Raw genomic sequence first — 24683 nt, forward strand, 5'->3', positions numbered from 1 at the left:
GCAAACAGTTATAGCCCATGCCGGACAAAGACTACAGACAAACGCTCGCACTACAGGTGTTTCGACGATTCATTGAGTTGGTATGAGTTCTAAAAGTGACTAGAATTTGATCTGAATTACGGTCTAAATTCGGTTCAAATTGGTCTATATTGGGCAGGGTTATTGCTTCATGCCAATCTTCCCCTGTCATTTGTGAATCCCTGAGTCCACTGCAAACTTATCTTTATCTCAGTGTTAGGAGTCCGCAAGTTATGACATCTGGATGCTATGCCAAATCTCGCTGGTTTCGGCTTCAGCAATTCACTCGTTTTACTAAACACTCCTGGTGGTTTTCGCTGCTGCTGTGGTTGGTGGCGATCGCTCCCGCCTATGCCCAGCGCTTAGAAATGCGCGTTGCTGTTGAGCAAGGGGTGTCTCAGGTGCAAGTCGGCAGCTCAACAGATGCTGTCGTACGTGACGGCTCAGGTCAAGTCTTAGCAAACATTCCAGCGATGAATGCGAAGGTAGCTGAGTCCGAGGCAGGGAGAGTGGCGATCGACGATTGGCAGTCAAGCCAAATCTGGATCGAACCCAGTGAAGGCGGAGCCGTCTGGATTGGCGACAAATGGTATCGCGGACGCACCCTAGTTGTCCCTACAGGAAATGGGCTGACAGCCGTCAATTACGTCGATTTAGAACATTACCTTTACAGCGTCGTTGGCGCTGAAATGCCCACTAGTTGGCCCATTGAGTCGCTCAAGGCACAGGCGGTTGCTGCCAGATCCTATGCGCTTTTCCAGCGTCAGACGGGTGCCAACGAGGTGTTTGATGTCGGTGACACTCAAGCTTGGCAGGTCTATGGCGGCTTAGGCGAAGAAACAGCTAGCACCCAAACTGCTGTAGACCAAACTCAGGGTCAGGTGCTGACCTACAACGGGCAAATCATCAATGCCGTTTTTCACTCTTCATCAGGTGGACACACTGAAGATGTGGAGCAGGTTTGGGTCAGTCCACTGGCTTATCTGCGCGGCGTTCCTGACTTTGATCAATATTCTCCTGACAGACAATGGGTTGAAAACTTCTCCGCGTCCGACTTACAGCAACGGATTTCCGGCGTAGGCAATATCGTTTCCTTTACTCCAGAGGAATATACTCGTCCTGGTGGTCGCGTCAGAAGAATGCGAGTTGTTGGGGAGTCAGGAAGCCGCATTATGACAGGCGATGAAATTCGCCGCGCTTTAGGACTGAAAAGTACTTTATTCGCAATTACACCGCAGTTTGAGCCGGTCGCCAGCGCGGGCGAAACTGTGCCTTCTCGTCCAGTTAGCTTCCAGGTCGTCGGCGGTGGCTTTGGTCATGGAGTCGGCATGAGCCAGTGGGGAGCTTACGGTATGGCGATGCAGGGACAAAACTATCAGCAAATTGTTCGCCATTACTACACGGGCGCAATTTTGTCTCAGATCGAGGTTCGCTAACTGGTTATTCAGTTAAGAGAAAGCAGTGAGGACAGGGCTTAAGCCCTGTCCTCACTGCTTTCTTTTGATCTGTACGATGGCTCTGGGACTCTTAAAAGCCTTGCTCTAACCTGCGCCGCCACTCGGCGTCAACTTTGTCAGGGTTAGAGGCTTCCTGCTCAAGTAGGTCTTGCTCAGTGGTGTATGCCAGGTTATCAGCACTGATCACGGTTTCAGCAGCAAACTGTTTGGCATAAGCGATTTTGCTTTGGAGTTCAGGGGTTGCCTGACTTAGCAGCATGGCGTGCTCTTGGCGCTGGCGGTTGCGAGCTTCAACTTTTTGGTTTCGCCATTTAACCCAAAAGTAGCGGATTAGCGGGATTCCGATAAAGGCGATGCCATAGGCTAGCAGTAGCGGGTAAATGACATCAACAAAGGCAATCAGTCCGCCAATCTCGGCTATGAGCGCCGGATCGGTAAGCAGGGTTCCCAAAAATATCGCTCCAGCCAGGTTGGCAACACCCAAACCGATGGCGATCGCCACCTGCCCTGAACTGGCATGACTAAATTTCCACAGAGATTCCTTTAGGTAAGCCGCTACCGATTTACTGCGATTTTGTTTTGCAGTCACCTGTAGCTCTGGGAAGTGGTAGACGATTTGTCCATCCGGGCTAACCTCTGGGCGACCGTTGAAGCGGCTCAGCACAGGCAACATGTAATCTTCGTATTCCCGGTTGTAGCCAGTGCCCAGGTCATCCAGGTAAGGCGCAACCTGTTCGGCAGCAACAGCACCGCTATTATTACGAATGACTGTGGCGATCGACTGCCAGCGGCGTTCATCCAGGTCGGCGTTGGGATTGCCATCACCAAACAGGAAGGAGAAGACCGCTTCCAAAAAATTCATCTCATTGTTTGGCTCAATCCCCCGACGAGAAGTGGTCTGACGCTGGCGATAATATGACCGGCGATCGTAATAGTCGGGGTAAAAAATCCAGAATAGGTCAGGTCCAAACCAAAACCGGGGAAGGAAGATGAATCCACCACCGCCGCTATCTCGGCGCTCGTCACCGCCCTCTCTGCTAGCGTTCATCGCAGTGATCAGAACCAAGATCGAGACTGCAATCAAGACCAGCGATGCGATTAGCAGAATGCCAAAGGAAATGCGGATCAGGTAAAACAAAATCTTCCAGATCTTGTTCCACCATTCCTGTAGGCGCAGCCTTAAGTATTTGTTGCGTAAGACCCCTCTGAAGTTACGGGGAAAGAGATAGGCAATTTCTCCTGAGTCTGAGACTTGAAGATGTCCTCCGGCTTCAGATGCTAGCGCCAGCAGATCTTGCTCGGCTAGCTTAATGTCCAAGCCTGACTGAGAAGCTACGTCGCCGGTGGTGACGCGATAATCTAGCTTCTCAATCGCCTGCATGACGATAGGGTTTAGAGCCATGCCAATTTCTCGGTGAAAACTACGGGGTATACCTCCAGTATAGGATTCAGATTTTCCAATCTACCCCGTAGCAGGTTGATTCAATTTAATTCATCGGCTAACGCGGTACTCGTTGAAACGATAGGATTTGCTGTTTGATAATTCGTTTAATCAAGGCAACAGCAGCAGATGGGTGGTAATTGCGGTTTTGAAAATAGCTTTGGTCGGGTCGATGGTTCAAGTAGGGTAACGCTACCTCGCATGATCTGCCATCATTCCCCATTACATCGCTGTCTGGCACCCACATCACCGAGCCGTCTGGAAAAACAGCTACACCGTCTAGAAGTGAGATTGAAGGCTTCTGCGGTTTTAGCTTGGCAGGATTCTCTTTGGCAGAGTTGCTTTTTACAAAGTTATTGTTTAATTCGTTGTTTAAAAAACTGTTTGAAAACTGCTGTTTTGAGTCGGACATCATCACGATTAGCTCCGTAGTTCTACAAAATGGTGAGGGGCAGTTTTACCTGCCTCAATGTGTGACGGAACACCCGTGAAGGTTATTTTTCAGGAACGTCCAACCCATCAACAGCTGACTACTCTCTAGCAGCGCAGCTACTGTACGTCACAGGAACTTTTGATTTCAAACTAATTCGCAGCACCCGCTCAAACTCAACTGCTGCACCCCAGACCTGGATTTTAAGCATCGTCGTTCAGCCCGGCATCAATTTGGAGACGTAGTTTGCTTGACAGAGACTCTATCTCAATGGCTAGAACGTTGTTGGACTTGAGAATAGTATGTGGGACTTGCATGAAACCGTTGGTGATCGTCTTGGGGAAAAGGTGTGACAATTTCTTAGAATTAGAGTGACTCCTATAGAGGGTAGACGTGACCTGGTTAGACAAGTTGAGTGATGACAGTCACGTGATCGCCTCCAACCGTCTAGTAGCACGACGGTCTAGTATTGGAATTTGAGCGGTCAGGCTCAGCATTAAGTTAGTTGGTAAGTGGGCGATCGCCTCATATAAATCAGCTACTCTAAACAATAAATCAGCTACTCTAAGCAGTTAGTTCTCCTATCACAAGCAGCTATGCCCAGATCTCAACGAAACGACAATTTCATTGATAAAAGCTTTACGGTCATGGCAGACCTGATTCTTAAAGTTCTGCCAGCCAGCAAAAGCGCGAAAGAAGCTTTTGCCTATTACCGAGACGGCATGTCCGCCCAAGCAGATGGTGAATATGCCGAAGCACTGGCAAACTACGAAGAAGCATTGGGGCTTGAAGAAGACCCCTACGACCGCAGCTACATTCTCTATAACGTAGGACTGATTCATGCCAGCAACGGCGAGCACGAGCGAGCGCTAGGACACTACAGGGAAGCACTGGAGCTAAACCCCCGAATGCCTCAGGCTCTCAACAACGTTGCGGTAATTTATCACTATCTGGGCGAACGCCAGGAAGAAGCAGGCAACTCTGAAGCGGCCGAAGAATATTATGATCAGGCTGCTGAATATTGGCAGCGCGCCATCCGAATGGCTCCCAACAACTACATCGAAGCTCAAAACTGGCTGAAAACCACTGGGCGGTCAAAAATGGACGTGTATTTTTAGTAAGGATAAAGCATGATTGACCGCGAACAAGTTCAAAAAGTCGCCCACTTAGCCCGACTGAATCTAACTTCTGAAGAGGAAACTCAGTTTACTGGACAGCTCAGCGATATTTTGGAATATTTTGAGCAACTGAGTGAGCTAGATACGAGTGAAGTGGCACCAACCACACGGGCGATCGATATGAGCAATGTCTCTCGCCCTGATCAGCTCCAGCCTTGTGAAGACCGAGAGATTATTCTCGAAAGTGCCCCTGATCGGGATGGTGAGTTCTTCAAAGTGCCGAAAATTGTCAATGCTGAGTAAAACCCAGCTAGTGCAAACCACCTAGCCTATTCATCAGTGAAAGGGGCTTCAGCCCCTTTGTGGCTAGCGGCATTAGTTGCGGTGATTGTTGCTGTAACGTACTAGGGCTCCAGCCCATTGCAGCTTTTCGCGCAGCGTTTGGTAATAGGAATAGTTCTCTCGCAAAACAATGAAGTTGGCAGAGCAATCTGCCATGCGAATATCAACTCGCTGCCCTGGCCAAATTGAAGTTGCCAAAACGCCATCCATCCATAGCTTCGTCGTCAGCTCTCGGTCTGCCAAAGGCCAGATACTGACGACTGAGCGAGGAGGCAGCACAATTGGGCGACTGGAAAGACTCAGAGGGCAGATAGGAGTAACGGCGATCGCCTCCATACCAGGATGCAAAATCGGCCCATTTGCAGCAACGGTATAGCAGGTTGAGCCAGTAGGAGTTGCCACGATCAGTCCATCCCCCTGGTACTGGTCAACGACTTCTCCGTCGATTTCCATTTCCAGGATGGAGGTAATCATGCGATCGGCGGAACCAGGTTTAACGCACATCTCGTTCAGAGCGTAGTAGCGATCGCTCATTGGCTCCTGATTTTCACGCCCGCCTTCAAAGGTGCAGGCTTGCAGCATCATTCGTCGCTGCACTGCAAACCGATCTTCTAGCAGCCGATCCCAAAGCTGGTCAGAGTCTTTCAGGTGATCTGAAGACTCGGTTAAAAAGCCTAAATGTCCGCCAATATTGATGGCGAGAATTGGAATGCCTTCGGGCGCGAGGTGTCTGGCGGCTGCCAGAGTCGTTCCATCCCCACCAAACACCAGACCCAGATCTATCTTCTGCTGTACCGATGCCAGAAAAACCGGATAGGGGTTGTCCTTGGCACCGCTTGGGCCGACCAGGACGCGACACTTCCGGTTTTCCAACTGCTCAGCACACTGCTCTGCCCGGCGTTGGCTGAAGGAGTCTCCTGCTTTGTAGGCAATAATGACCTGATTTAGCTCCAAACCTTCACCACACTAGAAGCACTACCACTTGAGCAAATTAAACTGCTCCATATCTACCGTATCGCGGTTGCGATAGATCGAAAGCACGATCGCCAAACCGACAGCCGCCTCAGCAGCGGCGATCGTAATCACAAATACCGTGAACACCTGTCCCTTGATTCCGCTGGGGTCGAGGTAGTTAGAAAACGCCATTAAGTTGATATTAACGGCATTTAGCAGTAGCTCAATTGACATCAGCACCCGAATCGCATTGCGGCTTGTCACCAAACCATAGATTCCGATACAAAACAGGGCAGCTGCCAGGAGAAGAAAGTATTGAAGTTCCATAGAGTTTTGTCAATTTCAAATTTGCAGCAATTTCCAGGGAGCTACCTAAACATTGCGTTGTGTTGGAGAAGTTCCAAGGGTTCTGTCGGGGCTACCGGGTGCCGCTGAAGCCAGTTCACGAGGACGTTCGGGCAATGTCAACACAGGTTGTTGAGTCTCCTCTCGCTCAAGCGCATCGGGCAGAAACTCACGTCGTGCTAGAACGATCGCCCCAATCAGCGCCATCAGCAGCAACACCGAGGCTAACTCAAACGGCAGCAAAAAGTCGCTAAAGAAATGCATACCAATCACAACAGTAGAGGTATCTCCTGCCACCGGAGCCGTAGAAATTGCCCAGGGAGTTGCTAGCACCATCGTTCCTAGTAGGGCAAACAAACCCAGGCAAACGGCTGCTGTTGTAATTTTGCCAACCCAGGCATTCCGCAGCGGCACAAAATTCTGACGCTTGTTAACCAGCATGATTCCAAACAGAATCAGTACGTTAACGGCTCCAACATAGATAAGTACCTGAGCCGCAGCAACAAAGCCCGCATTCAGCAGAATGTAAAGCCCAGCAATGCTAATAAACACGCCGCCCAGCAGGAACGCCGAGTAAACGATATTTTCTAACAGCACCACACCCAGTGCTGCACCCAGCATCATCAGCGCCAGCACGCCAAATGAAACAATTTGAACTCCATCCGCTAAGTTCACGTTCGCTAATCTCCATCAAGTTTTTACCACCAGTGGATCAGGCAGAAAAAGCTGAGATCTGCCTACTCCAACCTCCGAGCCTTACTTTGCGCCATTTTCTTCGGCTTCTTCCAAAATTTCTTCTGGTAGCTTACCAGCCCGACGGGAACCAGCAGGTAGCCCATGAGGGTAAAGCACGCCTTTGGGCAAGTACGCTAACTCGCGCATAGGTTGCACCATCGGGTCTTGCGTAACTTTGTAAGGGAGACGGCCCAACGCCACATTATCAAAGTTTAGTTCGTGGCGATCGTAGGTACACAGATCATATTCCTCAGTCATGGAGAGGCAGTTGGTCGGGCAGTATTCGACGCAGTTACCGCAGAAAATGCAAACGCCAAAGTCAATGCTGTAGTGGTTTAGCTTTTTCTTCTTGGTTTCTTTGTTAAATTCCCAATCCACCACAGGGAGGTTAATCGGGCACACCCGAACGCAGACCTCACAGGCAATGCACTTGTCAAACTCAAAGTGAATCCGACCACGGAACCGCTCTGAGGGAATCAGCTTCTCGTAGGGATATTGAACAGTAATCGGGCGACGCTGCATGTGGTCAAAGGTGACAGACAGCCCTTGTCCGATATATCGGGCAGCTTGGACTGCCTCTTTGGTATAGTCAGTAACTTGCTTAAGGAACTTCAACATAGTGTCACCTAACAAGGATCAGGAATGAGGGTTGAAAAGGGAGGATGAGGGGTGGGAACTTTTTGCGGATGAAGAGATTGCTACAAGTGCATTCATTCTTGATTCTCATCCTTGATTCTCATCTTCCAAAAGTCACCCGCCGAAGGCAAAGGGGAAGGTGAGCTTGAGAGCGGCGGTGAGCAGAAGATTTACTAGGGAAACAGGCAATAGGAATTTCCAACCCAGGTCTAGCAGTTGGTCAATGCGAACGCGGGGAAGCGTCCAGCGCAGCAAGATTGCCAGGAAAACAAGCAGATAGGCTTTGAGCAGAGTCATGATGATGCCCAGCGACCCGGTAAGTACCTGGAGCCAAGGGGTAGACTCACTTATGCTTAACCAACTTGCTAAGGATTCGATAGGAATGATGAAATTCCAACCGCCCAGATAGAGAACGGAGACAAATAGAGACGAAAGCACCAAGTTGACGTAGGAGCCAAGGTAGAACAAGCCAAATTTGATGCCCGCGTACTCAGTTTGGTAGCCTGCGACCAATTCTTCTTCTGCCTCGGGGAGGTCAAAGGGGAGACGTTCGCACTCTGCAAGGGCCGCAATCCAAAAAATCAAGAAGCCAATAGGTTGTCGCCAAACGTTCCAGCCAAGGATTCCATAACCAGACTGCTGCTGAACGATGTCGATGGTGCTGAGGGAGTTTGACATCATGACGATCGCCACCACCGACAGCGCCAGCGGAATCTCGTAGCTAATCGATTGTGCAGCAGCTCGCAGCCCACCTAACAGAGAATACTTGTTGTTTGAAGCGTAGCCAGCCATTAGCAAACCGATGGGTGCAATGCTGGAGAGCGAAATCCAGAGAAAAACACCAATACCCAAATCGGTAATCAACAGATTTTGTCCGAAGGGCACGATCAGGAATGACAGGAATACGGGAATGACGACGATCGCTGGTCCGAGCGTAAACAGCAAAGAATCAGCTTTGGCAGGAATAATGTCTTCCTTGACTAGCAGTTTCAGACCGTCGGCGATCGGAATGAGCATCCCCAGGGGACCAGCGAATTCAGGACCAATTCGCTGTTGGGCTGCGGCTGAAATTTTTCGCTCTAACCAAGTTGTGACCAACACCCCTAGAGTCGCGCCAACGAGTACTAACAGCATGGGGAGGGGCAACCAGGCGACCCTAGCTACCTCAGCAGGCAGCCCCAGATCAACGAGGAGCTGAATAAAACTTCCTTGTAAATCAATTCCTGAGTTCATGTTTCCTATTACGGGCAACGATTAGGACAACTTATCTAGCCGTCAAATTACCTTAATTCACTGAACCATTAAGCCAATTCAGCTGCTAGATCAACCGTCAGACTACCGCACAACGTAGTACAACGTCCGTCAGCTTGCAGGCTAAAAAGCCTCGTTAAATTTGTGAAGATTCTTCACGCACTCTATTGCATAGTATATCGCTGCCCGGTTTGCAGAACGGGGCGTATAGCATTCAAATCTGGGGTAAATCATGAGAAGTTCTACTGAACTGGATAAATTGTGCTTAAGTCAGTTCAGAATTTCTTGAAAGCCTCGACTGCTTACTATTTGAACCATAGAGGCTGGGCTATAGCAGCTCTGTCAGGGTAAATAATATAGCGACCGGAGTTATCCGAATGCCGGACCCACATGGTTTGATTCACCTCAAGAACAATTTTGAAAAAATGCCTCAGTTGGGCGTAACAGTTGGGTATAGTGGGAGCTATTCCTGGGAACGCGCTTACCAACCGATAGATTTTCAAATGTTATTCTTTACCAGGTGTATTTTTAGCCCTCTGTAAATCATTAGCCGTGCTAGTTCCAAATTTTCCTGAATGTAGTCACCCTCTCGTGAAATCGCTGTTTCACTACAGCGACCAGGAATTGCTGACGCTGTTTCAACGGCATCCTGATGCAGGGCAGTATTTTACAGCGATCTTTTGCCGATATAGTCCGATTGTGTACACGCTAATTCGACATTCGGCGCGATCGCCCGTTCAGGCAGACTATCTGTTCGCGATTACCTGGAAGCACATCTATCACGAGTTGGGTGGATTGGATCTGCACGCCGCTGCCGCTCCGAGTGCAGCATCCCGATCAGGGCTGTCTTTGCAGAGTTGGCTGATTAATGTAACCGCTGTCTGTATTAATGGAGCTGATTTGCCAGCGGTTGAGTCAATTCACTATTCTCTCAAAGCCGCTTCACCACCGCTGTGGTGCTACATCGAGCAAGCGCTGGATCAGCTTCCGCCTGTCCAACGGTTGATGATTGTAATGGCGCAAACCTTTCACTGGAGCGAAACCCGAATTGCAGCCTACTTGCAGGCAGAAGGCGAGGCAATTTCGGCGGCTGAGGTCAAGACACAGCTTCAAGATGGCTATCAAAAGCTAGAGGCTACCCTACCCGCTGATATCCGCGCTATTTATTTAGAAGGCAAAGGGCTGGCTCAGCCACAGGCAAAACCAGATACTGACCCTGTGCCAATGGAATCAGGGCTGGAATAAGGTTGCTGCAATTAGAGATGTTTAAAACGAAAAGGCACCCACTTCGCGAGGTGTCTTTTCATTTGTGACCCCAATTTATGTAAGAAGCGATCGCTTCTCTGCGAAACCGGCGATCGCTTCATCGTGTCGTGGTCAAGATTCGAGTGAATCCAAAGAACTCAGGGGCAACTCCGTTTAGCTACAGTGTTTAGCTACAGTGCTGACGAAGATTCAGCCAAATGTGGCTTCAATTCCCTAAACGATGCTTCTATAACGGTTTTCAAAACGACCTCAGCAATTCAGACCTGCTATCAAGTACGAAGTAACCAACAACGACAGCACTGGCTATGGATTGCTGTGGGACGGGGAAGGGGTCATGTATGCAGTCTTTTCCTCCACTGGAACACAGGGCAAATCCACTCAGGACTTTCGCCGCTTTGCCACTCGCCTCGTCATTACGGCAGATGCCTGGTTTTCTCCTCGTCATGCCAATGCATTGCCCATGACCTGTAGCGGTTCGTCGCCCTTTAGCTATCAGCTCAGATTCACTCCCAACTTACAGCCGTCGATGTTCTTAATGCTGCTTCAGCCAAGCTATTTTGGGTAGTCTTGAGAAAACTTGAGTAATCTTTGGAGAAGTCCATTCGGAAGGCATAATTCCAAACAACACTCCCAGAAACTTTACGGGTAGTGATGTTAATGTCATGAATTTTGGCAGAGCGGTCCAAGGCTGCATTCTCAGAAATCATGGCAAATAGAGGCTACCGACTCGTGAAATACTTTTTTCTCTCAGACGGTTGGACAGTTGGACGGGTATGGGAAATGGGTGCGCTGTGGAATGAGGTCGCCTGGCGACGCAAACCCGACATCCGCCGGATGAATCTGTGTATTGCTGAAAAGGGCGAGAAGCTGTGGCTCTACCGGGTTGAAGATGAAGTGATAATGGTAGAAGTCAAACCCGAAGCAGAATTTAATACTGAGTCTGCTAGTGCGATCGGTCAGGTGGTGCTGAAGCGATTGATCAGTGCTGATCAGGCGATCGAATTACTCTGTGCAGCAGAAGCCTTTTTTGAGCCTGCGTCCTTCGAAGGAGTATAGCCCAGTTATCTGAACCCTTATTCCTGAGAGTTTTAAGGCAACATGGAAAAGTGGATGCAGTACTTAATTCGATGACCCCGAATTTAACTCCGATCGCTTCTCAGTTTAGTTCACTAGAGCAGGCGCTCAAGCACTTTTTTGGCTATGATCGCTTCCGACTAGGGCAACAGCAAATCATTGAGGCGGCACTACAAGATCAAGATTTGCTAGTGATCATGCCCACCGGAGGCGGCAAATCTCTGTGTTTCCAACTTCCGGCACTGCTCAAACCAGGGCTGACGGTCGTGGTTTCGCCGCTGATTGCGCTAATGCAAGATCAGGTCGAGGCACTGCAAGATAACGGCATTGGAGCAACCTTCCTGAATAGCAGCGTAGGTTTAACGGAGGTGCGTCAGCGCGAGGCAGACATTCTGAATGGGCGGATTAAGCTACTCTATGTGGCTCCAGAGCGTTTGTTGGGAGAACGTTTTTTATCGCTGCTTGACCAGATCCAGGCAACAGTCGGGATTGCGGCATTTGCAATCGACGAAGCGCACTGCGTTTCAGAGTGGGGTCATGACTTTCGCCCAGAATATCGGCAGCTTCGCAGTTTGCGCGATCGCTACCCAGATGTGCCCGTGCTGGCACTGACGGCAACAGCAACAGAACGGGTGCGGCAAGATATTGTGCGGCAGTTGGAGTTGCGATCGCCTAACATCCACATCGCTAGTTTCAACCGTCAAAACCTTTACTACGAAGTTCGTCCAAAGCAAAGACATGCCTACGGAGAACTGCTGGAACAGGTGCGACAAACTTCCGGCTCTGGAATTATTTACTGCCTCAGTCGGCGCAAGGTAGATGAACTCACCTATCGACTTCAGCGTGATGGCGTTGAAGCGCTGCCTTATCACGCCGGACTCGGCGATAAGGAGCGATCGCAAAATCAGACCCGCTTCATTCGGGATGACGTGCGCGTCATGGTTGCAACGATCGCCTTCGGCATGGGAATCAACAAGCCAGACGTGCGGTTTGTGGTTCACTATGACTTGCCCCGCAACCTGGAAGGCTATTATCAGGAGTCGGGACGCGCCGGACGAGATGGCGAAGCGGCACAATGCACCCTCTACTTCAGCTATGGCGACATTAAAACGGTTGACTTTCTGATTGAACAGAAGTCTGACCCTGATGAGCAGCAAATTGCCCGCCAGCAGTTGCGCCAGGTGATCGACTATGCGGAGGGAACAGATTGCCGCCGCCGGATTCAACTGGCTTACTTTGGCGAGAGCTTTATTGGCAACTGCGGCAACTGTGACAATTGTTTGCATCCCCGTCCGACGGAAGATTGGACCGTTGAGGCGCAAAAGTTTTTGTCCTGCGTAGCTCGCTGTCGAGAGAGCTTTGGGATGAAGTACATCATCGACGTACTGCGCGGGTCCAAAGACAAGCGAATTCTGAAGAACGGACACGACAAGCTTTCGACTTACGGCATTGGGCGCGATCGCAGTGCCGATGCCTGGAAAGTGTTGGGGCGATCGCTCCTGCATCAAGGCTTACTGGAGGAAAGCTCTGATGGCTACTCAGTCTTAAAGCTGAATGCCGCCAGTTGGGACGTGATGCGGAGCCAACGCACGGTCGAGATTGTGTTGCCGCCACGTCTAGAAAGCCAGGCTGAGGAATCTCAACCCAGAGCAGATTCAGAAATGCTGTTTGAGCGGCTGCGAGTGTTGCGCAAGGCGATCGCCGATGAGCAATCTGTGCCGCCCTACGTCGTCTTTGCTGACTCCAGCTTGCGGCTAATGTCCCAGAAACAGCCCCAAACTCTAAAAGAATTCGCCAAAATTTCAGGTGTGGGTAGCCACAAGCGCGATCGCTACGGCGCTCGATTTACTGCTGAAATTCGGGCTTTTTGTGAGGAGCAGGGAATTCCCACTCGCTCAGAAGACGATAATTTCGGTTCAGAACAGACCGAACCCACTCCCTCTCCCTCACCCGAGGGAATGCTGTCCACCACTCACCTGCACACGCTAGATTTGCACCAGCAGGGCCTGTCTCCAGCCGAAATTGCCGAACAGCGCAACTTTCGCCTCAGTACGATCATTGACCACCTGGGAGTGCTGATGGAAGCCGGACAACGGGTCGATTTAGATTCGCTCGTTCCACCAGAGCGGCAGGCAACGATTGAGCAGGCGATCGCCATTACCGGCGCAGATTCCCTACGGATGATTCGGGATCACTTAGGAGAAACCTACAGCTACCCTGAAATTCGCCTGGTCAGAGCAGCCTGGAAGCGATCGCATTCCGATGACGAATGATTAGACGCTATTCGCCCTTCCAGTCAGGTTGGCAATCACTGCCATAAATTCTGCTGCATCAATCGGTTTGGGAATGTGAATTTGGAAGCCTGCTAACAAAAGCTGGGTGCGATCTTCTGGTCCAGCACAGGCGGTTAGTGCAACTGCGGGCAAAATCAGATTGCGATCGCGGGCGATCGCCCGAACTTGTCGAATCAAAGCATATCCATCTTCTTCTGGCATGTGGATATCGCTGACCAATAAATCGGGGGGTTGGGCGATCGCTCCCGTTAGAAAATCAACCGCCATTCGAGTAGATTCCAGAGCAATCACCGTTGCACCACACTGTTCTAAAAGCGTCTTGAGAAAGTCGCGGGTATCTGCCTCATCATCCACAACCAAAATACGTAATCCGGCTAGCTGGTCTGGCTGGTGACTTGTTTTTTGTCCCAAAACGGTTGGTGAGGTGAGTTCCGCTGCTTCTGCAGCTTCGGGTGGGGCAACCAGCGGCAGGGTAACGGTAAAGGTTGCACCCTGTCCCTCTCCCTCGCTCTCTGCCAACACTGTGCCACCGTGCAACTCTACCAGGTGCCGCACGATCGCCAACCCTAACCCCAACCCACCGTGAGAGCGAGTGATGGAGCTGTCTGCCTGCCGAAATCGATCAAACACATGCGGCAAGAATTTTGGGTTAATGCCTCTGCCGGTGTCGCTGACTCGAATGCTAACGGTACGATTGCTCTGCAATAGCTGCACTTCGACCTTGCCATTTTGCGGCGTAAACTTAATGGCATTAGACAGCAAATTCCAGATAACCTGCTGGATTCGTTCTGGGTCGCCAGAAATTGCCTGACTTCTAGGGTCGTAAAATGCCTGTAAGTCAATCATTTTGGCTTCAGCCGCCGGGCGAACTGAGTCTAGCGCTGCTTCAATCAGAGAAATGGGAGTGACGGATCGAATGTTAAGTCGCACCTTACCGCGAATGATCCGCGAAACATCTAAGATATCTCCAACTAGTTGAGTTTGCGATCGCGCGTTTCGCTCAATCGTTTCGAGTGCCCGGTTAACCGTATCTGGGTCAAACTGGCGAGTACGTAACAGTTGTGCCCACCCCAAAATGGCGTTGAGCGGCGTTCGCAGTTCGTGAGAGAGCGTTGCCAAAAACTCATCCTTCATCCGGTTGGCGGCCTCGGCATCGGCACGGGCAACCTGTTCGCGCACCAGCAATTCGTCCTTAGCCCGGTTGGCGGCTTCTAGCTGAGCAGTGCGTTCAACCACCCGCTGTTCCAGTTCAGCATTGAGCGCACGAATTTGAGCTTCAGCCTGTTTACGCTGGGTGATGTCGTGCATCACGACCACGGCTCCCAGCTTTGTCCCCTGGGGGTCAGCGATCGCCTGTCCGCTAGCTAATACCGTTCGGGCACTTCCCTGTTTCGGCACAATCATCATTTCCCGATTGTGGACATGCTCGCCTTGCAGTGCCCGAAACAACGGAATCTGCTCTTTGGTCAAAGGGGTTTGTCCGTCAGGTGAATACAGACTGTAATATTCTGCCCACTGCTCTGGCGCTAGGGCTTGTTCTGGTAGCCCATGAAATTCTCGGGTTGCCCGGTTGAACAAAGTCAACATGCCATCAGAATCGCAAGCGACAATCCCAGCATTCACATTGTCCAGCACGGCTTTGAGAAATTCCTGCTCGCGCACCAGGGCAGCTTTGGCGTTAGAAAGTTCTGCTGTGCGTTGCTCTACTCGTAGCTCTAACTCATTATGAGCCTGCTTTAGAGCGGACTCCGCCCGTTTCCGCTCCGTGATGTCCAGCACAAAGGAAACTCCGCACTGGTTTGATTCTTCTAGAAACGCTCCACCAATTAAAACCGGCACCCGGCTACCGTCTTTGCGAAAATACTCTTTCTCGAAGGGCGCAAACCTACCGGAATGACGCAACTCAGCGACGGTTTTTTGATCCAGATCATAGAACTCGGCCGGTGTCATATTTTTCCAGCTAATTCTGCCTGCCTGCAAATCTTCTTTGGTGTAGCCGACAGTCTGGAGAAAAGTGTGATTGGCTTCGGTGATGTTGCCCTCTAAATCCCAAAACATGATGCCGATCATGTTTGATTCGGCGACTCGTCTAAACCGAGCTTCGCTCTGCCGCAAAGCGATCAGCGCAGCCTGCAATTCTTGCTGACGGCTCGCAACACTTTCTGACAGCGTGAGTGTGTCCTTACTCTGAACGGCAAGCTCATGTTCCAATACATCTCGAAATTGCTTGACAGCGACTTGGTTAGAAACTCTTGCCCGCAGTTCGTCTACTGAAAAGGGCTTCATTAAATAGTCCTGTGCGCCATGTCGCAACAGATCGATTCTCAGATTGTCATCTGCTTTGGCACTCAACAAAATGATTGGCGTGCTGTTTAACTCTGGATAGGTTCGTAGGGTTTGCACCAGTTGATCGCCACTGATTTGAGGCATCATCAGGTCGGTCAAAATCAGGTCGGGCTGAAGGGCGATCGCCTGTTCTAACCCAGCTTGACCATCGGGAGCCGTGGCAATGCGATATTCCTGCTGTAAGGTTTCGCAGATGAACTGGCTCATATCAGGATTGTCTTCTACAACCAACACGAGCGGACGGGCTTCTTCTTCTGGAGAGTGGGTGAATGAGTCAGGAGTCTTATGACCATTGCCAACTTCTAAGGTTGCTAGCGTTTGTCGGACGATCGCCTCGTCTATCTCAACTTGGATAGCATTTGCGGAGTTAGCAGCATTTTCACCATTACTGCCAACATCACTATCCGCTAGCGGCAGGGTAACGATAAAAGAGGCTCCACCTCCTGGCGCATCTTCTACTGCAATTGTGCCTTTGTGTAACTCGACAAACTCCTTGGCGATCGCTAACCCTAACCCCGTTCCGCCGTGCTGATTGGGCTGGCGATCGCCCTGCTGATAGCGCTCAAAAATGATTTGCCGCAGTTCTGGTAACACTCCTGGTCCACTATCTTGGACCGTTACGCTAACCTGTCTGGCAACCTCATCTACCCATGTTTCAGCAAAGCTTCCATGGCTCTGAAGCTGCAAGGTGCAGCGTACCTCGCCCCCCACTGGTACAAACTTAAATGCATTAGCCAGCAAATTTAAGAAAACCCGCTGTAGTTTCTCGGCATCTCCTTGAACCAGCAGCGCAGATGACGTTTCAACAACAAAGTTAACCTGACGTTCTTCTGCCAATGTGCTGAATTGCGAAGCACTCAACCGCAAGAGTTGTGCCAGGTCAAGCTGCACACAGCGTAACTCCATCCGATTTGCTTCCAGCTTTGAGATATCCAACAAATCGTTGACATATTTCAGCAGGGTACGAGCGTTGCGGTTGATGCTCTCCAGGCTGTGGCGAAAGGGTTGAGCTGCTGCTTCCCGCAGCAAACGCTCCGTCGGTCCCAATACCAGCGTCAGCGGCGTTCGCAGTTCATGGCTGACGTTGGTAAAAAACTGGGTTTTAGCCTGATCCATCTGCTTAAGCTGGTCATAGAGCGTGGCTAACTCCTGGTTGGCCATCTCCAGTTGCAGTCTACGCTCTTCCGCTAGTTTTGCACTGCGAACCAACCTTTGAACCTGAGGAACTAAAGGAGGCAGGGCAAGGGCTGTAATCACCGAGGCGATCGCCGTTACCAGCTTCACTCCCCCTGACAACCAGTAAGTGGGGTGCCAGAGCGTCCACACCTCAATAAAATGGGTCGCCCCGCAGGCGGCAATAAACAGCCCAAACGCTAAAAAAATTCCGTGAAAGGGAAGCTGAATTTTACGAACTAGGTGAACCAGCGTTACCGAAATTGCAAAATAGGCGAGCCCAATTGATAGGTCAGAACCCACATGCAGCCCGACCAGTTCTGGCTTCCATAAATAGCAATGTCCGTGTGGAATAAAGCCATTGGAAGCAAACAAACTATTCAAAAATTCAGACATACCGAATCAACCAGGAAGGTTAGAAGTCGCCCGTACTAATACACACTAGGAGGGTTTCTCCCCCGAACCCTATTCCCTTCATTATATTTTCGAGAAACCCTATAAACCTCTTGCTACTGAGGCAACTTGTCATCAGGACTGTAACAATTTATGCCTGAACAAAAAATTTAGCGTAAAGGCAATGCCCTCACGCTAATAAAGTTGTTTGAAAAGTAGCAGACATCTCCGTAGAGGCGTAAATTTGGCAAGTAGACGCTGAAATAAACCGAGAATTTTTGCCCAAAGGCCATGCCCCTACAGGCACTTGATATTAGTTAGACTGCACTACTTGTACTCCTATCGCTGAGACTTGTGAATTGGAGTACCACAAGGGTAGGTGGCAATAGGCTCACGCTTTTCGGAGGTCGGTGTACTTGCAACGGACGACACAAGCTCTCGGTCTGCCTGTTGCGCGGTTATGTAATCTTGCCGCAGTTGCTCCAACAGTTCTTCACGGCGATCGTAGAGCCGCTTCAGCGGACGGGGAGGACACTGGTTGGTCACATAAGCAGTCAGAATCGGCAGTGCGATCGTGCTGTCGGTGTAGCAGACCACTGTGCTGGGTAGCTCATTCGGGTCAATTTTGCCCCAACTTACCGCTTCGGTAGGTGTTGCACCAGAAAGCCCACCCGTATCAGGACGAGCATCGGTAATCTGAATAAAGTAGTCATGACCGCGCTCTTCTAGACCCAACACCTCATGAATTTGGGGCTGAGTTTGCAGCAGGAAGTTTTTGGGGCTACCACCACCAATGATCACCGCAGCGCTCTTGCCCTCTACACCGGGAAGGTCTGAATTGCGAGCACCATAGGCGATCGCCGCTGTCTCATTCACATCGAGCGAGGGGTCAAGCACCAGTTTCGATCCTTCCAATGCCAGTGCAGCCACATTCATCCCAATCGAACTATCTCCAGGTGAAGAGGTGTAAATCGGCACGCCACATTCGTAAGCAGTAGAAAGCAGGCAGGGATGCTGCACGCCGCGTCTTTTCTCAACTTCACTCACGTATTTACCCAAAAGATAATGAAACTCAGCAGTTCCCATACGTTTCTGAAAGGGTTCAGAACGCAACAACTCACGGATGAAGGCATCGGTTTCTAGCAGCACATCATAGTCAAATACGATGTCATAAATTCGAATCCGGCCTTCCTGGCGGAGCTTCACATCATCCACGAAAGGGTTGCTAGCAAACAAGTCTAGCCCCAGACCGTAATGCATATCGTGATACAGATTTGCCCCGGTGCTGACGATGTAATCGATCATGCCGTTGCGAATCAGCGGTGCCAAAACCGATACGCCAAATCCGGCAGGGGTCATCGCGCCTGATAGGGTCAGTCCAACCGTAACGCCCTCACGCATCACTTCACGGCTAAGCAAGTGACAAATTTCTCTCAAACGTGCAGAGTTGTAGGCGGTGAAGTAGCTGTCGATCAAATCGACCACGCTAATTTCTTTGGGCATCGGAGCAGGTGCGATCTTGTGGCTGAGCGATTTAGACATTGGTACACTCCCAATTGTTAAGCATCAAGTGTGAAACGGTGAGGGTGCGCCTTTGGAGGATGAACCGCGTCTCTGTAAACTGCGGACTTGGGTTAAGTCAAAATTCAGCCTGATCTGGCAGGAGTTTAGGGCTTGGACATGTTGCTCACGCCAAGCTAGAAATCTAACCTGCAAGAAGTCTGAATGAGTTTTGATGAGTACACGAATGCGATCGCCCCTACTGATTCAACCCGCAATAGGGCTGAAACTCCGGCAGCAACCATAGCATTCCCAACAATCGCCCTAGCTCAAAGCCTTAGCGACCGCCAAATCAAAGCAGGAACAGACATTTCCTGCCTCAAGCTCAAAACTGAATTAACCCAAATTCTTCAAATCTACAGATATCCTGATCGACCCAGTTTGCGAGTATGCCAGAGACGGCGCTATATCGTCATGGCTTGTGCAGACATTCACTCCGCAAACCTCTAGTTACAGGTCGATCAGCTCATACTGGGCCCCTCACAGCGGTCTGCCCAAGAGAGAGCTGGGTCACATCGCCGTCTCCGCTTTAGTTTCATTTCTAGATACCACAGGGGCATCCACGGATCCCCAGTGAAAGCAAGGAGTTTCAACGCTCTGTGCAACCTTTCTCAATACAAGATAACTCTACTTTAACACTTATAGTCCCTCGCGCTATCCCATCAAAGGGGTACTTGGAAGTACATAAAAGTCTTACCTAGACAAGTTGCTGTAGCATGAATCTAACCAAGCTTTTTTCCCAAGCTTATTTACTATGATCTTTGCTCGGCTCTTGTAAGGTTCAGTCTAGTAAATCCTGATTCAGGAGCTACTCACTTATGCCAGATTACATCTCCTCATCCACACTGAGCTATGTGCCAAGCTCGACTCAAACTCAAGAGTCAACCTGGCAAACCTTTGAAGGCATCTTGCAACGACTTCACCAAGAAGGAATTTATATTGATGCTGAGCAACTCGCAGTTTTTTTCCTCTCTCACGGTTTACCGGTGCATTTGCGCTATGTACCCGATCGCCTAAAGCAAAGGGCGATCGCCATCAACCAAAATTACCAGGGCGACATGGCGCAACTCGTTGACGAAGTAGAATCTCACACACAAGATTGATGGAAACTAACGCTCCCGATCTCGATCAAAGCCTGTCCACAGAAACCGCACCCAACCAGTTATCTGATCAGCCCCCCACAGAACTGACGGCTGAGCAATATCAGCGCAAGATGCAGCGACGCAAACAGGTTCAGGAGCAGCGGTTAGCCGACAAAACAAACCAGAAAGGTCTGGTCATTGTGCATACGGGCAACGGCAAAGGCAAGACAACGGCTGCCCTGGGAATGGTGTTGCGATCGTTAGGACACGGCTATCGAGTGGCGATCGTCCAGTTCATCAAAGGAGCCTGGGAGCCTGCTGAAAAAGCAGTCCTTGCCCCCTGGACAGAGCCAAAAGACGGCAGTTTACCTCAGCTAGAATTTCATGCAATGGGAGAAGGGTTTACCTGGGAAACCCAAGATCGCCAGCGAGATATCGAAAAAGCCCAGGCTGCATGGCAAAAAGCCCTCTCATTCATCCATAACTCAGACTTTAGAACCGTACTGTTAGACGAAGTAAACATTGCTCTCAAGCTAGGCTACTTGCAAGTTGAACAAGTATTGACAGGTTTAGAGCAAAAGCCTGAAAACTCTCATGTGATCCTGACTGGACGAGGCGCACCCCCAGCGTTAATTGAACGGGCTGACCTAGTGACTGAGATGACGCTCATCAAGCATCCCTTCAAAGAGCAAGGCATCAAAGCACAAGCTGGAATTGAGTTCTAGCTCAAGGAGCAGGATTCTTACTCATCATCTGGCTAGGGCTACATATCTTAGTAAAGTTCTCTGCACCTTATAGAACTGAAGTGTAATTCTTATTTGAAGACTCAGTGCTGGTACTGGGCAGTACCAAACAAGAGCGGATAGCCTAGCTTTAACCGAGCTTAAAAACTTTTTGCGAACACCGGGAGACCCAGGGTGTGCAGCCATCTCTGCAGTGCAGAGTAATTTGTGCTGCTTTGAAATCTATCTGCATCATTTCTTTGCACATGAGCAGGGCAAAATCAGTATGTATAGAAAGAGACTCAGCATTCGGACTCGTTCACTTTTTGTGACGACTTCTCTTATCCTGACCCTAGTTTGGCTGCTTGGAGTATTTGCTTCAGCAGTGCTAGCAGCCCAAGAATATGTTCCTCCTGACGTTGGGCTGCCAGACCGTCGAGAATCAGGCGGCGCTCGCTTCTTGATAGAGCGACAACCCGTCGATTTCTTGCAAGGCACTTTAGAAAGCTTCTACTAATCTGGATCTTGAGTATCGCCACGAACAGATTGAATCAACGGTATCGCTTCGGGTAACTGGCTGTAGCCTAGCCAAAGGGTACTACCTCCCAAAATCGTAATTGCCCCAATCAACAAACCAGTCAGCAACTTAACCTGAGAACGAAGCAGCTTGACTTCCTGTCTACGAGTCTCGGCATCTAGCAAAACAGCTTTAACATCTACAACTTCAGCTTCTAGCTTTTTAACGGCATTGGTTGGCGATCGCCGAAATGAAGCCTTTGAATATAGCCATTTCGTGATCAATTCAGGACAGTTTTTCTTAATCCAACGCATTGCAAAGAATCTGAATGCTGGCTTAGACATTGTTGAAATCCGCCTCATCAAGCCATTCAGAGAACGAGAGCGAAATTTCTGGTTGATCAAGTTTGCTGAACCCACGTCATAAAGACAGCTCAGAATTGCCTTAATCGTTACATCCTCTTGTCGAATCAGGTTATCCAACAACAGCAACACATCGCGCATCCGCTCTGCCTGCAAACGCTCTTCTTCTGCAGATGGCATATTCCGTATTGTGTTTTGGCGAGGAGGGCGCATGAGAAAGCTTTAGAGGCAGTAATTCTATTATTGATTAGGCATAAAGAAAGATGAAACCCACTTTCAGACAGAGATAACGATGTAACTAAGCTTACGTCTTCTAGCAAATTGTACTGCTGCAAAATGCAGCCTCTTAATCAGCGTCTTAATCGCAAACGGTGATTGTTAAACTTCTACTTGTGTTGCTAACTCTTACTCACTCCCTAAGCTCACGCTCTGAGAGACTTTGAGGGGTTTGCAAGCTCCTCAAAATATTTTTTGGGGCTTTAGAGTACGCCCTAAGCCCCTTATAAACTCCTTATTGGCTTGACAAGCCGTTTACCCTGCTGGGTTAAATTCCATTGTTCACCTCAATGCCAGGTAGGCTGTTGAGTTGAGCGTCGGTGAGCGGATTGCCGCCAAAGTTGCCATACATCCGAGCTAACACACCTGTAAAGGCAGCATTGTAATCGAGCGCAACTTCGTTAGAAATGTAATCGGTGCGGGCATCGGTGTAAGCATTGTCGTTAGGAGCAGACGGACCACCTACCAGTGCACCATAAAGAATGTTGCGGTTGGCAGTGGGGTCGCTGATGTTGGTTGTGCCAGAGGCTCCACGATGATGAGGATTCTTGGGTGACTTGTCCCCAAACCCAACCATGTAGCTCATTTTGTTGGGGTTAACGCCCAAAATGTAATCAACCTGGTCTTCGGTGAAGTTAGAATAGCGCCCTCCTCCGTTGTTGACCGTATCACTGTAAATTCCTGATAGGAAAGCAGTATTAGCGCTGTAGCGCAGGGAACCCCACTGGTCGAGCCATGCCATGCCACCTTCTGTATGTTTGACGCTGCCGGTTTTGCTGCTCCAGTTGTTGAGCCAGCCCTCTACATCGTTGCGGTATTTAACATTACCTGTTTCCTGAGCCAGCAGAATGGCTGCACCGTGAGATTTGTTGTCCCAGTTGTGGGTCCAGCCTGCATTCACGCCCTGATAGTAGCTTTCAGCTTTGTTGAGGTAGTTTTTGTCGCCTGTAGCTTTGTAAAGCCAGGTTGCGCCCCAAACCAGTTCGTCGTTGTAACCGCTCCAGGAATTGTAGTAATTCGCGGCATCGGGAATGGAGTCGGAATACTTGCCCCGATAGGTGTCTGCGAACTGGAATAGCTGAACAGCGTTTTTAAGCAGGCGATCGGCGTAGGCAGGGTCAGATGAGCGGAAGACGATAGAAGCTGAGGCGAGGGCAGCAGCAGCTTCACCCGCCAGGTCAGAACCGGGATTTTGGCGATCGATTTTATAGGCAGGGCGTTGCATTGTCATGTTTTCAGCAGATCCCCAATAGGCATGATCGAGGTCACCTCGTCCGACTTGCCCCCAAAATGCTTTAGTGCCATTGCTGTCGGTGACGTGTGCTTTGAGGATGTAGTCTGTCCCCCAACGGATAGAATCGAGTGCCTCATCAAGCTGCCCACTTTTTTGGTAAGCCTCGCGGTATTCAATCACACCCCAACTGAGCAGCGTCATTGAACCCGCCATAGGGAAGCCAAATTTGACGTGATCGCCTGCATCATAGTAACCACCCGCGAGATCAACGCCGACATCAGCTCCGTCTTTGAGTCCAGAGTTGCCACGCCATTCAATTCGATTGTCATTAGGAAGCGCACCGGAGCGCTGAGCTTCGTAAAACAGCAGAGATTTTTGCAGTGCTTCTCCGTAATTGGGGGCTCCGGAGGTGGGTGGGGGAAGAGGGGCGGGAGTCGGGGTGGGAGCCGGAGTCGGGGTGGGAACTGTGGATACGTCGTCGTTGAGGAGAGTGGCGATCGCCTGTCCATCTCGAATCGTAGCTTTTGTGGAGCTAGCCAGGTTGAGCTTAAAGGTTTCGTTTGCCTCGACCGTATTGTCGCCCTTGATAGTGACAGCAATCTTTTTGGAAGTTTCACCAGGCGCGAAAGTCAGGGTGCCAGAAGTAGCACCGTAATCAGAACCAGAGCTAGCAGTTCCATTGGCGGTGGAGTAATTGACCGACACAGAACTGGTGCTGGCTTGAGAGAGCTTAACGGTGAATGCGGCGTTGGTGTTGGTATTGAGAGTGCCTTCTTTAATGGAAAAGTCGTCAACCGAGAGCGTAGGTAGGGCGATCGGAGCAGGTGCAGGGGTAGGTGTCGGGGCTGGGATAGGGGTAGGTGTGGGTGTAGGCGTTGACGAACCCAACGATTGCCCATTCAAAATGTAATTACTTGGCTTAATGGTCGTTCCACTTGACTTATTGCCATTAAATCCAAAGGAAATATTTTGACCTGGGGAAATGCTGCCATTCCAGCTAACATTTCGGATCACATACCGATTTCCTGTTTTGCTGACGATTTCAGCATTCCAAATATTGGTAATTTCAAAAGGAGCCTCAAACTCTAGTGTCCATTGTTTCAGAGAACTGGTGCCACCGTTCGTGATGGACATTCCCCCAGTGAAGCCGCTACCCCAGTCATTGTTTACGGAAAAGGCGACAGTATTCATTCGTTGTCAATTTCCTTCTGTGAGTAAACAGCAAAAGCTTGGCTATTTTTTTTGAGCAAAAAAATAGTAGGTACTTCATTTCTGCGAGAGAAAATAGAAGCACCTACTGTGTTAATCGCTTTGTATATCTCGGGACTAAATCTGTTTAAAGATTGTTCCCAGTTGCTTAAAGATTAGTCTTTTAGTTCATCTCAAGCAAGCGTTTTAGGAGTAATAAACAGCTTCCTAAAGAACTGGAATCATCCGATGTAAGCTACTTCATCGAATTTAAGGAACAGCTTTTTTCCTCACTGCCAGTTGTGCACTTATAAACTCCTCCTTTTCGAGCGGACTCTTCTCGATTAGCAGAACAGTAGACCTCCTGCATGAATAGCAAAGGGATGTGACAGTTGAGGATCGCAGCGAAGCGAGATAGTTTCTATCTAGAAGCTATCGTCAGAAGCAGATATGCGATATACAGAATTGG

General features: G+C 49.9%; 23 protein-coding genes. 11 read left to right on the plus strand and 12 right to left on the minus strand.

Annotation, left to right across the window (positions count from 1 at the left end):
- Positions 1-251: 251 nt before the first annotated feature.
- Complete coding sequence (locus tag H6F93_RS13860; protein ID WP_190646197.1) at positions 252-1454, plus strand: SpoIID/LytB domain-containing protein; 1203 nt, start codon at positions 252-254, stop codon at positions 1452-1454.
- 91 nt (positions 1455-1545) lie between these two features.
- On the opposite strand, the gene H6F93_RS13865 is transcribed toward H6F93_RS13860, so the two are convergent.
- The 3 genes from H6F93_RS13865 to H6F93_RS34665 all read right to left on the minus strand — a co-directional run bounded on the left by H6F93_RS13865 (position 1546) and on the right by H6F93_RS34665 (position 3897).
- Entirely contained in the window at positions 1546-2877 is a 1332-nt protein-coding gene (locus H6F93_RS13865) for a hypothetical protein (protein ID WP_190681542.1), read from the minus strand.
- 97 nt (positions 2878-2974) lie between these two features.
- Positions 2975-3331 (minus strand): hypothetical protein, encoded by a 357-nt coding sequence (locus H6F93_RS13870; protein WP_190681545.1) that lies wholly within the window; start codon positions 3329-3331, stop codon positions 2975-2977.
- Positions 3332-3771: 440 nt separating this feature from the next.
- Complete coding sequence (locus tag H6F93_RS34665) at positions 3772-3897, minus strand: hypothetical protein (RefSeq protein ID WP_277882849.1); 126 nt, start codon at positions 3895-3897, stop codon at positions 3772-3774.
- Positions 3898-3942: 45 nt separating this feature from the next.
- On the opposite strand from H6F93_RS34665, the gene H6F93_RS13875 reads away from it, so the two are divergent.
- Positions 3943-4464, plus strand: a complete 522-nt coding sequence (locus H6F93_RS13875) for a photosystem I assembly protein Ycf3 (protein WP_190646194.1) — start codon at positions 3943-3945, stop codon at positions 4462-4464.
- Between the two features lie 12 nt (positions 4465-4476).
- The gene (gatC, locus tag H6F93_RS13880; protein WP_190646193.1) at positions 4477-4767 is read left to right on the plus strand and encodes an Asp-tRNA(Asn)/Glu-tRNA(Gln) amidotransferase subunit GatC; all 291 of its coding nucleotides are present in this window, start codon (positions 4477-4479) and stop codon (positions 4765-4767) included.
- A gap of 72 nt (positions 4768-4839) precedes the next feature.
- Here the strand turns inward: gatC and H6F93_RS13885 are convergent, their stop codons facing one another.
- From H6F93_RS13885 to nuoH, 5 genes are all read right to left on the minus strand, one after another.
- Positions 4840-5760: an NAD(+) kinase gene (locus H6F93_RS13885; RefSeq protein WP_190646192.1), complete on the minus strand. Its 921-nt coding sequence runs from the start codon at positions 5758-5760 to the stop codon at positions 4840-4842.
- Between the two features lie 21 nt (positions 5761-5781).
- Entirely contained in the window at positions 5782-6087 is a 306-nt protein-coding gene (gene nuoK, locus H6F93_RS13890) for an NADH-quinone oxidoreductase subunit NuoK (protein WP_190646191.1), read from the minus strand.
- 45 nt (positions 6088-6132) lie between these two features.
- On the minus strand, positions 6133-6780 hold the full coding sequence (locus H6F93_RS13895) for an NADH-quinone oxidoreductase subunit J (RefSeq protein ID WP_190646190.1): 648 nt from the start codon (positions 6778-6780) through the stop codon (positions 6133-6135).
- A gap of 81 nt (positions 6781-6861) precedes the next feature.
- Positions 6862-7455, minus strand: coding sequence for an NAD(P)H-quinone oxidoreductase subunit I (ndhI, locus tag H6F93_RS13900; protein WP_190646336.1), 594 nt, complete (start codon positions 7453-7455; stop codon positions 6862-6864).
- 135 nt (positions 7456-7590) lie between these two features.
- Positions 7591-8709: an NADH-quinone oxidoreductase subunit NuoH gene (gene nuoH / locus H6F93_RS13905; RefSeq protein ID WP_190681548.1), complete on the minus strand. Its 1119-nt coding sequence runs from the start codon at positions 8707-8709 to the stop codon at positions 7591-7593.
- A gap of 609 nt (positions 8710-9318) precedes the next feature.
- Between nuoH and H6F93_RS13910 the strand changes: the two genes are divergently transcribed.
- The 4 genes from H6F93_RS13910 to recQ all read left to right on the plus strand — a co-directional run bounded on the left by H6F93_RS13910 (position 9319) and on the right by recQ (position 13340).
- Positions 9319-9972, plus strand: a complete 654-nt coding sequence (locus H6F93_RS13910; RefSeq protein ID WP_524537947.1) for an RNA polymerase sigma factor — start codon at positions 9319-9321, stop codon at positions 9970-9972.
- A 355-nt stretch (positions 9973-10327) separates the two neighbouring features.
- The gene (locus tag H6F93_RS13915; RefSeq protein WP_190681551.1) at positions 10328-10558 is read left to right on the plus strand and encodes a hypothetical protein; all 231 of its coding nucleotides are present in this window, start codon (positions 10328-10330) and stop codon (positions 10556-10558) included.
- Positions 10559-10698: 140 nt separating this feature from the next.
- Positions 10699-11049: a hypothetical protein gene (locus H6F93_RS13920; protein WP_199313692.1), complete on the plus strand. Its 351-nt coding sequence runs from the start codon at positions 10699-10701 to the stop codon at positions 11047-11049.
- A 71-nt stretch (positions 11050-11120) separates the two neighbouring features.
- Positions 11121-13340 carry a DNA helicase RecQ gene (gene recQ, locus H6F93_RS13925; protein ID WP_190681554.1) on the plus strand — a complete coding sequence of 740 codons (2220 nt, stop codon included), beginning with the start codon at positions 11121-11123 and terminating at the stop codon, positions 13338-13340.
- Here recQ and H6F93_RS13930 read toward each other — a convergent pair whose 3' ends face one another.
- Both H6F93_RS13930 and H6F93_RS13935 read right to left on the minus strand, forming a co-directional pair.
- A complete protein-coding gene (locus H6F93_RS13930) occupies positions 13341-17276 on the minus strand; it encodes an ATP-binding protein (RefSeq protein WP_190681558.1) in 3936 nt (1311 codons plus the stop codon).
- A 336-nt stretch (positions 17277-17612) separates the two neighbouring features.
- Entirely contained in the window at positions 17613-18815 is a 1203-nt protein-coding gene (locus H6F93_RS13935) for a homospermidine biosynthesis protein (protein WP_190681563.1), read from the minus strand.
- A 183-nt stretch (positions 18816-18998) separates the two neighbouring features.
- Between H6F93_RS13935 and H6F93_RS13940 the strand changes: the two genes are divergently transcribed.
- The 4 genes from H6F93_RS13940 (at position 18999) to H6F93_RS13955 (ending at position 21154) form a co-directional block, all read left to right on the plus strand.
- Entirely contained in the window at positions 18999-19283 is a 285-nt protein-coding gene (locus H6F93_RS13940; protein ID WP_190681566.1) for a hypothetical protein, read from the plus strand.
- A gap of 368 nt (positions 19284-19651) precedes the next feature.
- Positions 19652-19936 carry a hypothetical protein gene (locus H6F93_RS13945; protein ID WP_190681569.1) on the plus strand — a complete coding sequence of 95 codons (285 nt, stop codon included), beginning with the start codon at positions 19652-19654 and terminating at the stop codon, positions 19934-19936.
- Entirely contained in the window at positions 19936-20640 is a 705-nt protein-coding gene (cobO, locus tag H6F93_RS13950; RefSeq protein ID WP_190681573.1) for a cob(I)yrinic acid a,c-diamide adenosyltransferase, read from the plus strand. The genes H6F93_RS13945 and cobO overlap by 1 nt, the downstream gene beginning before the upstream one ends.
- 325 nt (positions 20641-20965) lie before the next feature.
- On the plus strand, positions 20966-21154 hold the full coding sequence (locus H6F93_RS13955; RefSeq protein ID WP_190798587.1) for a hypothetical protein: 189 nt from the start codon (positions 20966-20968) through the stop codon (positions 21152-21154).
- Here H6F93_RS13955 and H6F93_RS13960 read toward each other — a convergent pair.
- Together H6F93_RS13960 and H6F93_RS13965 are read right to left on the minus strand one after the other, a co-directional pair.
- Positions 21151-21696, minus strand: a complete 546-nt coding sequence (locus H6F93_RS13960; RefSeq protein ID WP_190681579.1) for a hypothetical protein — start codon at positions 21694-21696, stop codon at positions 21151-21153. The two genes, H6F93_RS13955 and H6F93_RS13960, sit on opposite strands and share 4 nt — an antisense overlap.
- Before the next feature lie 364 nt (positions 21697-22060).
- Positions 22061-24217, minus strand: a complete 2157-nt coding sequence (locus H6F93_RS13965) for a glycoside hydrolase family 9 protein (RefSeq protein ID WP_190681583.1) — start codon at positions 24215-24217, stop codon at positions 22061-22063.
- Between the last annotated feature and the right edge of the window lie 466 nt (positions 24218-24683).

Origin of the sequence: Leptolyngbya sp. FACHB-671 (genome assembly GCF_014695745.1) — a bacterium.
GTDB lineage: Bacteria > Cyanobacteriota > Cyanobacteriia > Elainellales > Elainellaceae > JAAUTN01.

Excerpts from the sequence above, each read along its gene's own strand:
- gatC (WP_190646193.1), top strand. The coding sequence starts at position 4,477 with ATGATTGACCGCGAACAAGTTCAAAAAGTCGCCCACTTAGCCCGACTG.
- H6F93_RS13940 (WP_190681566.1), top strand. The coding sequence starts at position 18,999 with ATGAGTTTTGATGAGTACACGAATGCGATCGCCCCTACTGATTCAACC.
- cobO (WP_190681573.1), top strand. The coding sequence starts at position 19,936 with ATGGAAACTAACGCTCCCGATCTCGATCAAAGCCTGTCCACAGAAACC.
- H6F93_RS13860 (WP_190646197.1), top strand. The coding sequence starts at position 252 with ATGACATCTGGATGCTATGCCAAATCTCGCTGGTTTCGGCTTCAGCAA.
- H6F93_RS13875 (WP_190646194.1), top strand. The coding sequence starts at position 3,943 with ATGCCCAGATCTCAACGAAACGACAATTTCATTGATAAAAGCTTTACG.
- H6F93_RS13870 (WP_190681545.1), bottom strand. The coding sequence starts at position 3,331 with ATGATGTCCGACTCAAAACAGCAGTTTTCAAACAGTTTTTTAAACAAC.
- H6F93_RS13920 (WP_199313692.1), top strand. The coding sequence starts at position 10,699 with ATGGCAAATAGAGGCTACCGACTCGTGAAATACTTTTTTCTCTCAGAC.
- nuoK (WP_190646191.1), bottom strand. The coding sequence starts at position 6,087 with ATGGAACTTCAATACTTTCTTCTCCTGGCAGCTGCCCTGTTTTGTATC.
- H6F93_RS13915 (WP_190681551.1), top strand. The coding sequence starts at position 10,328 with ATGTATGCAGTCTTTTCCTCCACTGGAACACAGGGCAAATCCACTCAG.
- nuoH (WP_190681548.1), bottom strand. The coding sequence starts at position 8,709 with ATGAACTCAGGAATTGATTTACAAGGAAGTTTTATTCAGCTCCTCGTT.
- H6F93_RS13965 (WP_190681583.1), bottom strand. The coding sequence starts at position 24,217 with ATGAATACTGTCGCCTTTTCCGTAAACAATGACTGGGGTAGCGGCTTC.
- recQ (WP_190681554.1), top strand. The coding sequence starts at position 11,121 with ATGACCCCGAATTTAACTCCGATCGCTTCTCAGTTTAGTTCACTAGAG.
- H6F93_RS13865 (WP_190681542.1), bottom strand. The coding sequence starts at position 2,877 with ATGGCTCTAAACCCTATCGTCATGCAGGCGATTGAGAAGCTAGATTAT.
- H6F93_RS13930 (WP_190681558.1), bottom strand. The coding sequence starts at position 17,276 with ATGTCTGAATTTTTGAATAGTTTGTTTGCTTCCAATGGCTTTATTCCA.
- H6F93_RS13960 (WP_190681579.1), bottom strand. The coding sequence starts at position 21,696 with ATGCCATCTGCAGAAGAAGAGCGTTTGCAGGCAGAGCGGATGCGCGAT.
- H6F93_RS13945 (WP_190681569.1), top strand. The coding sequence starts at position 19,652 with ATGCCAGATTACATCTCCTCATCCACACTGAGCTATGTGCCAAGCTCG.
- H6F93_RS13935 (WP_190681563.1), bottom strand. The coding sequence starts at position 18,815 with ATGTCTAAATCGCTCAGCCACAAGATCGCACCTGCTCCGATGCCCAAA.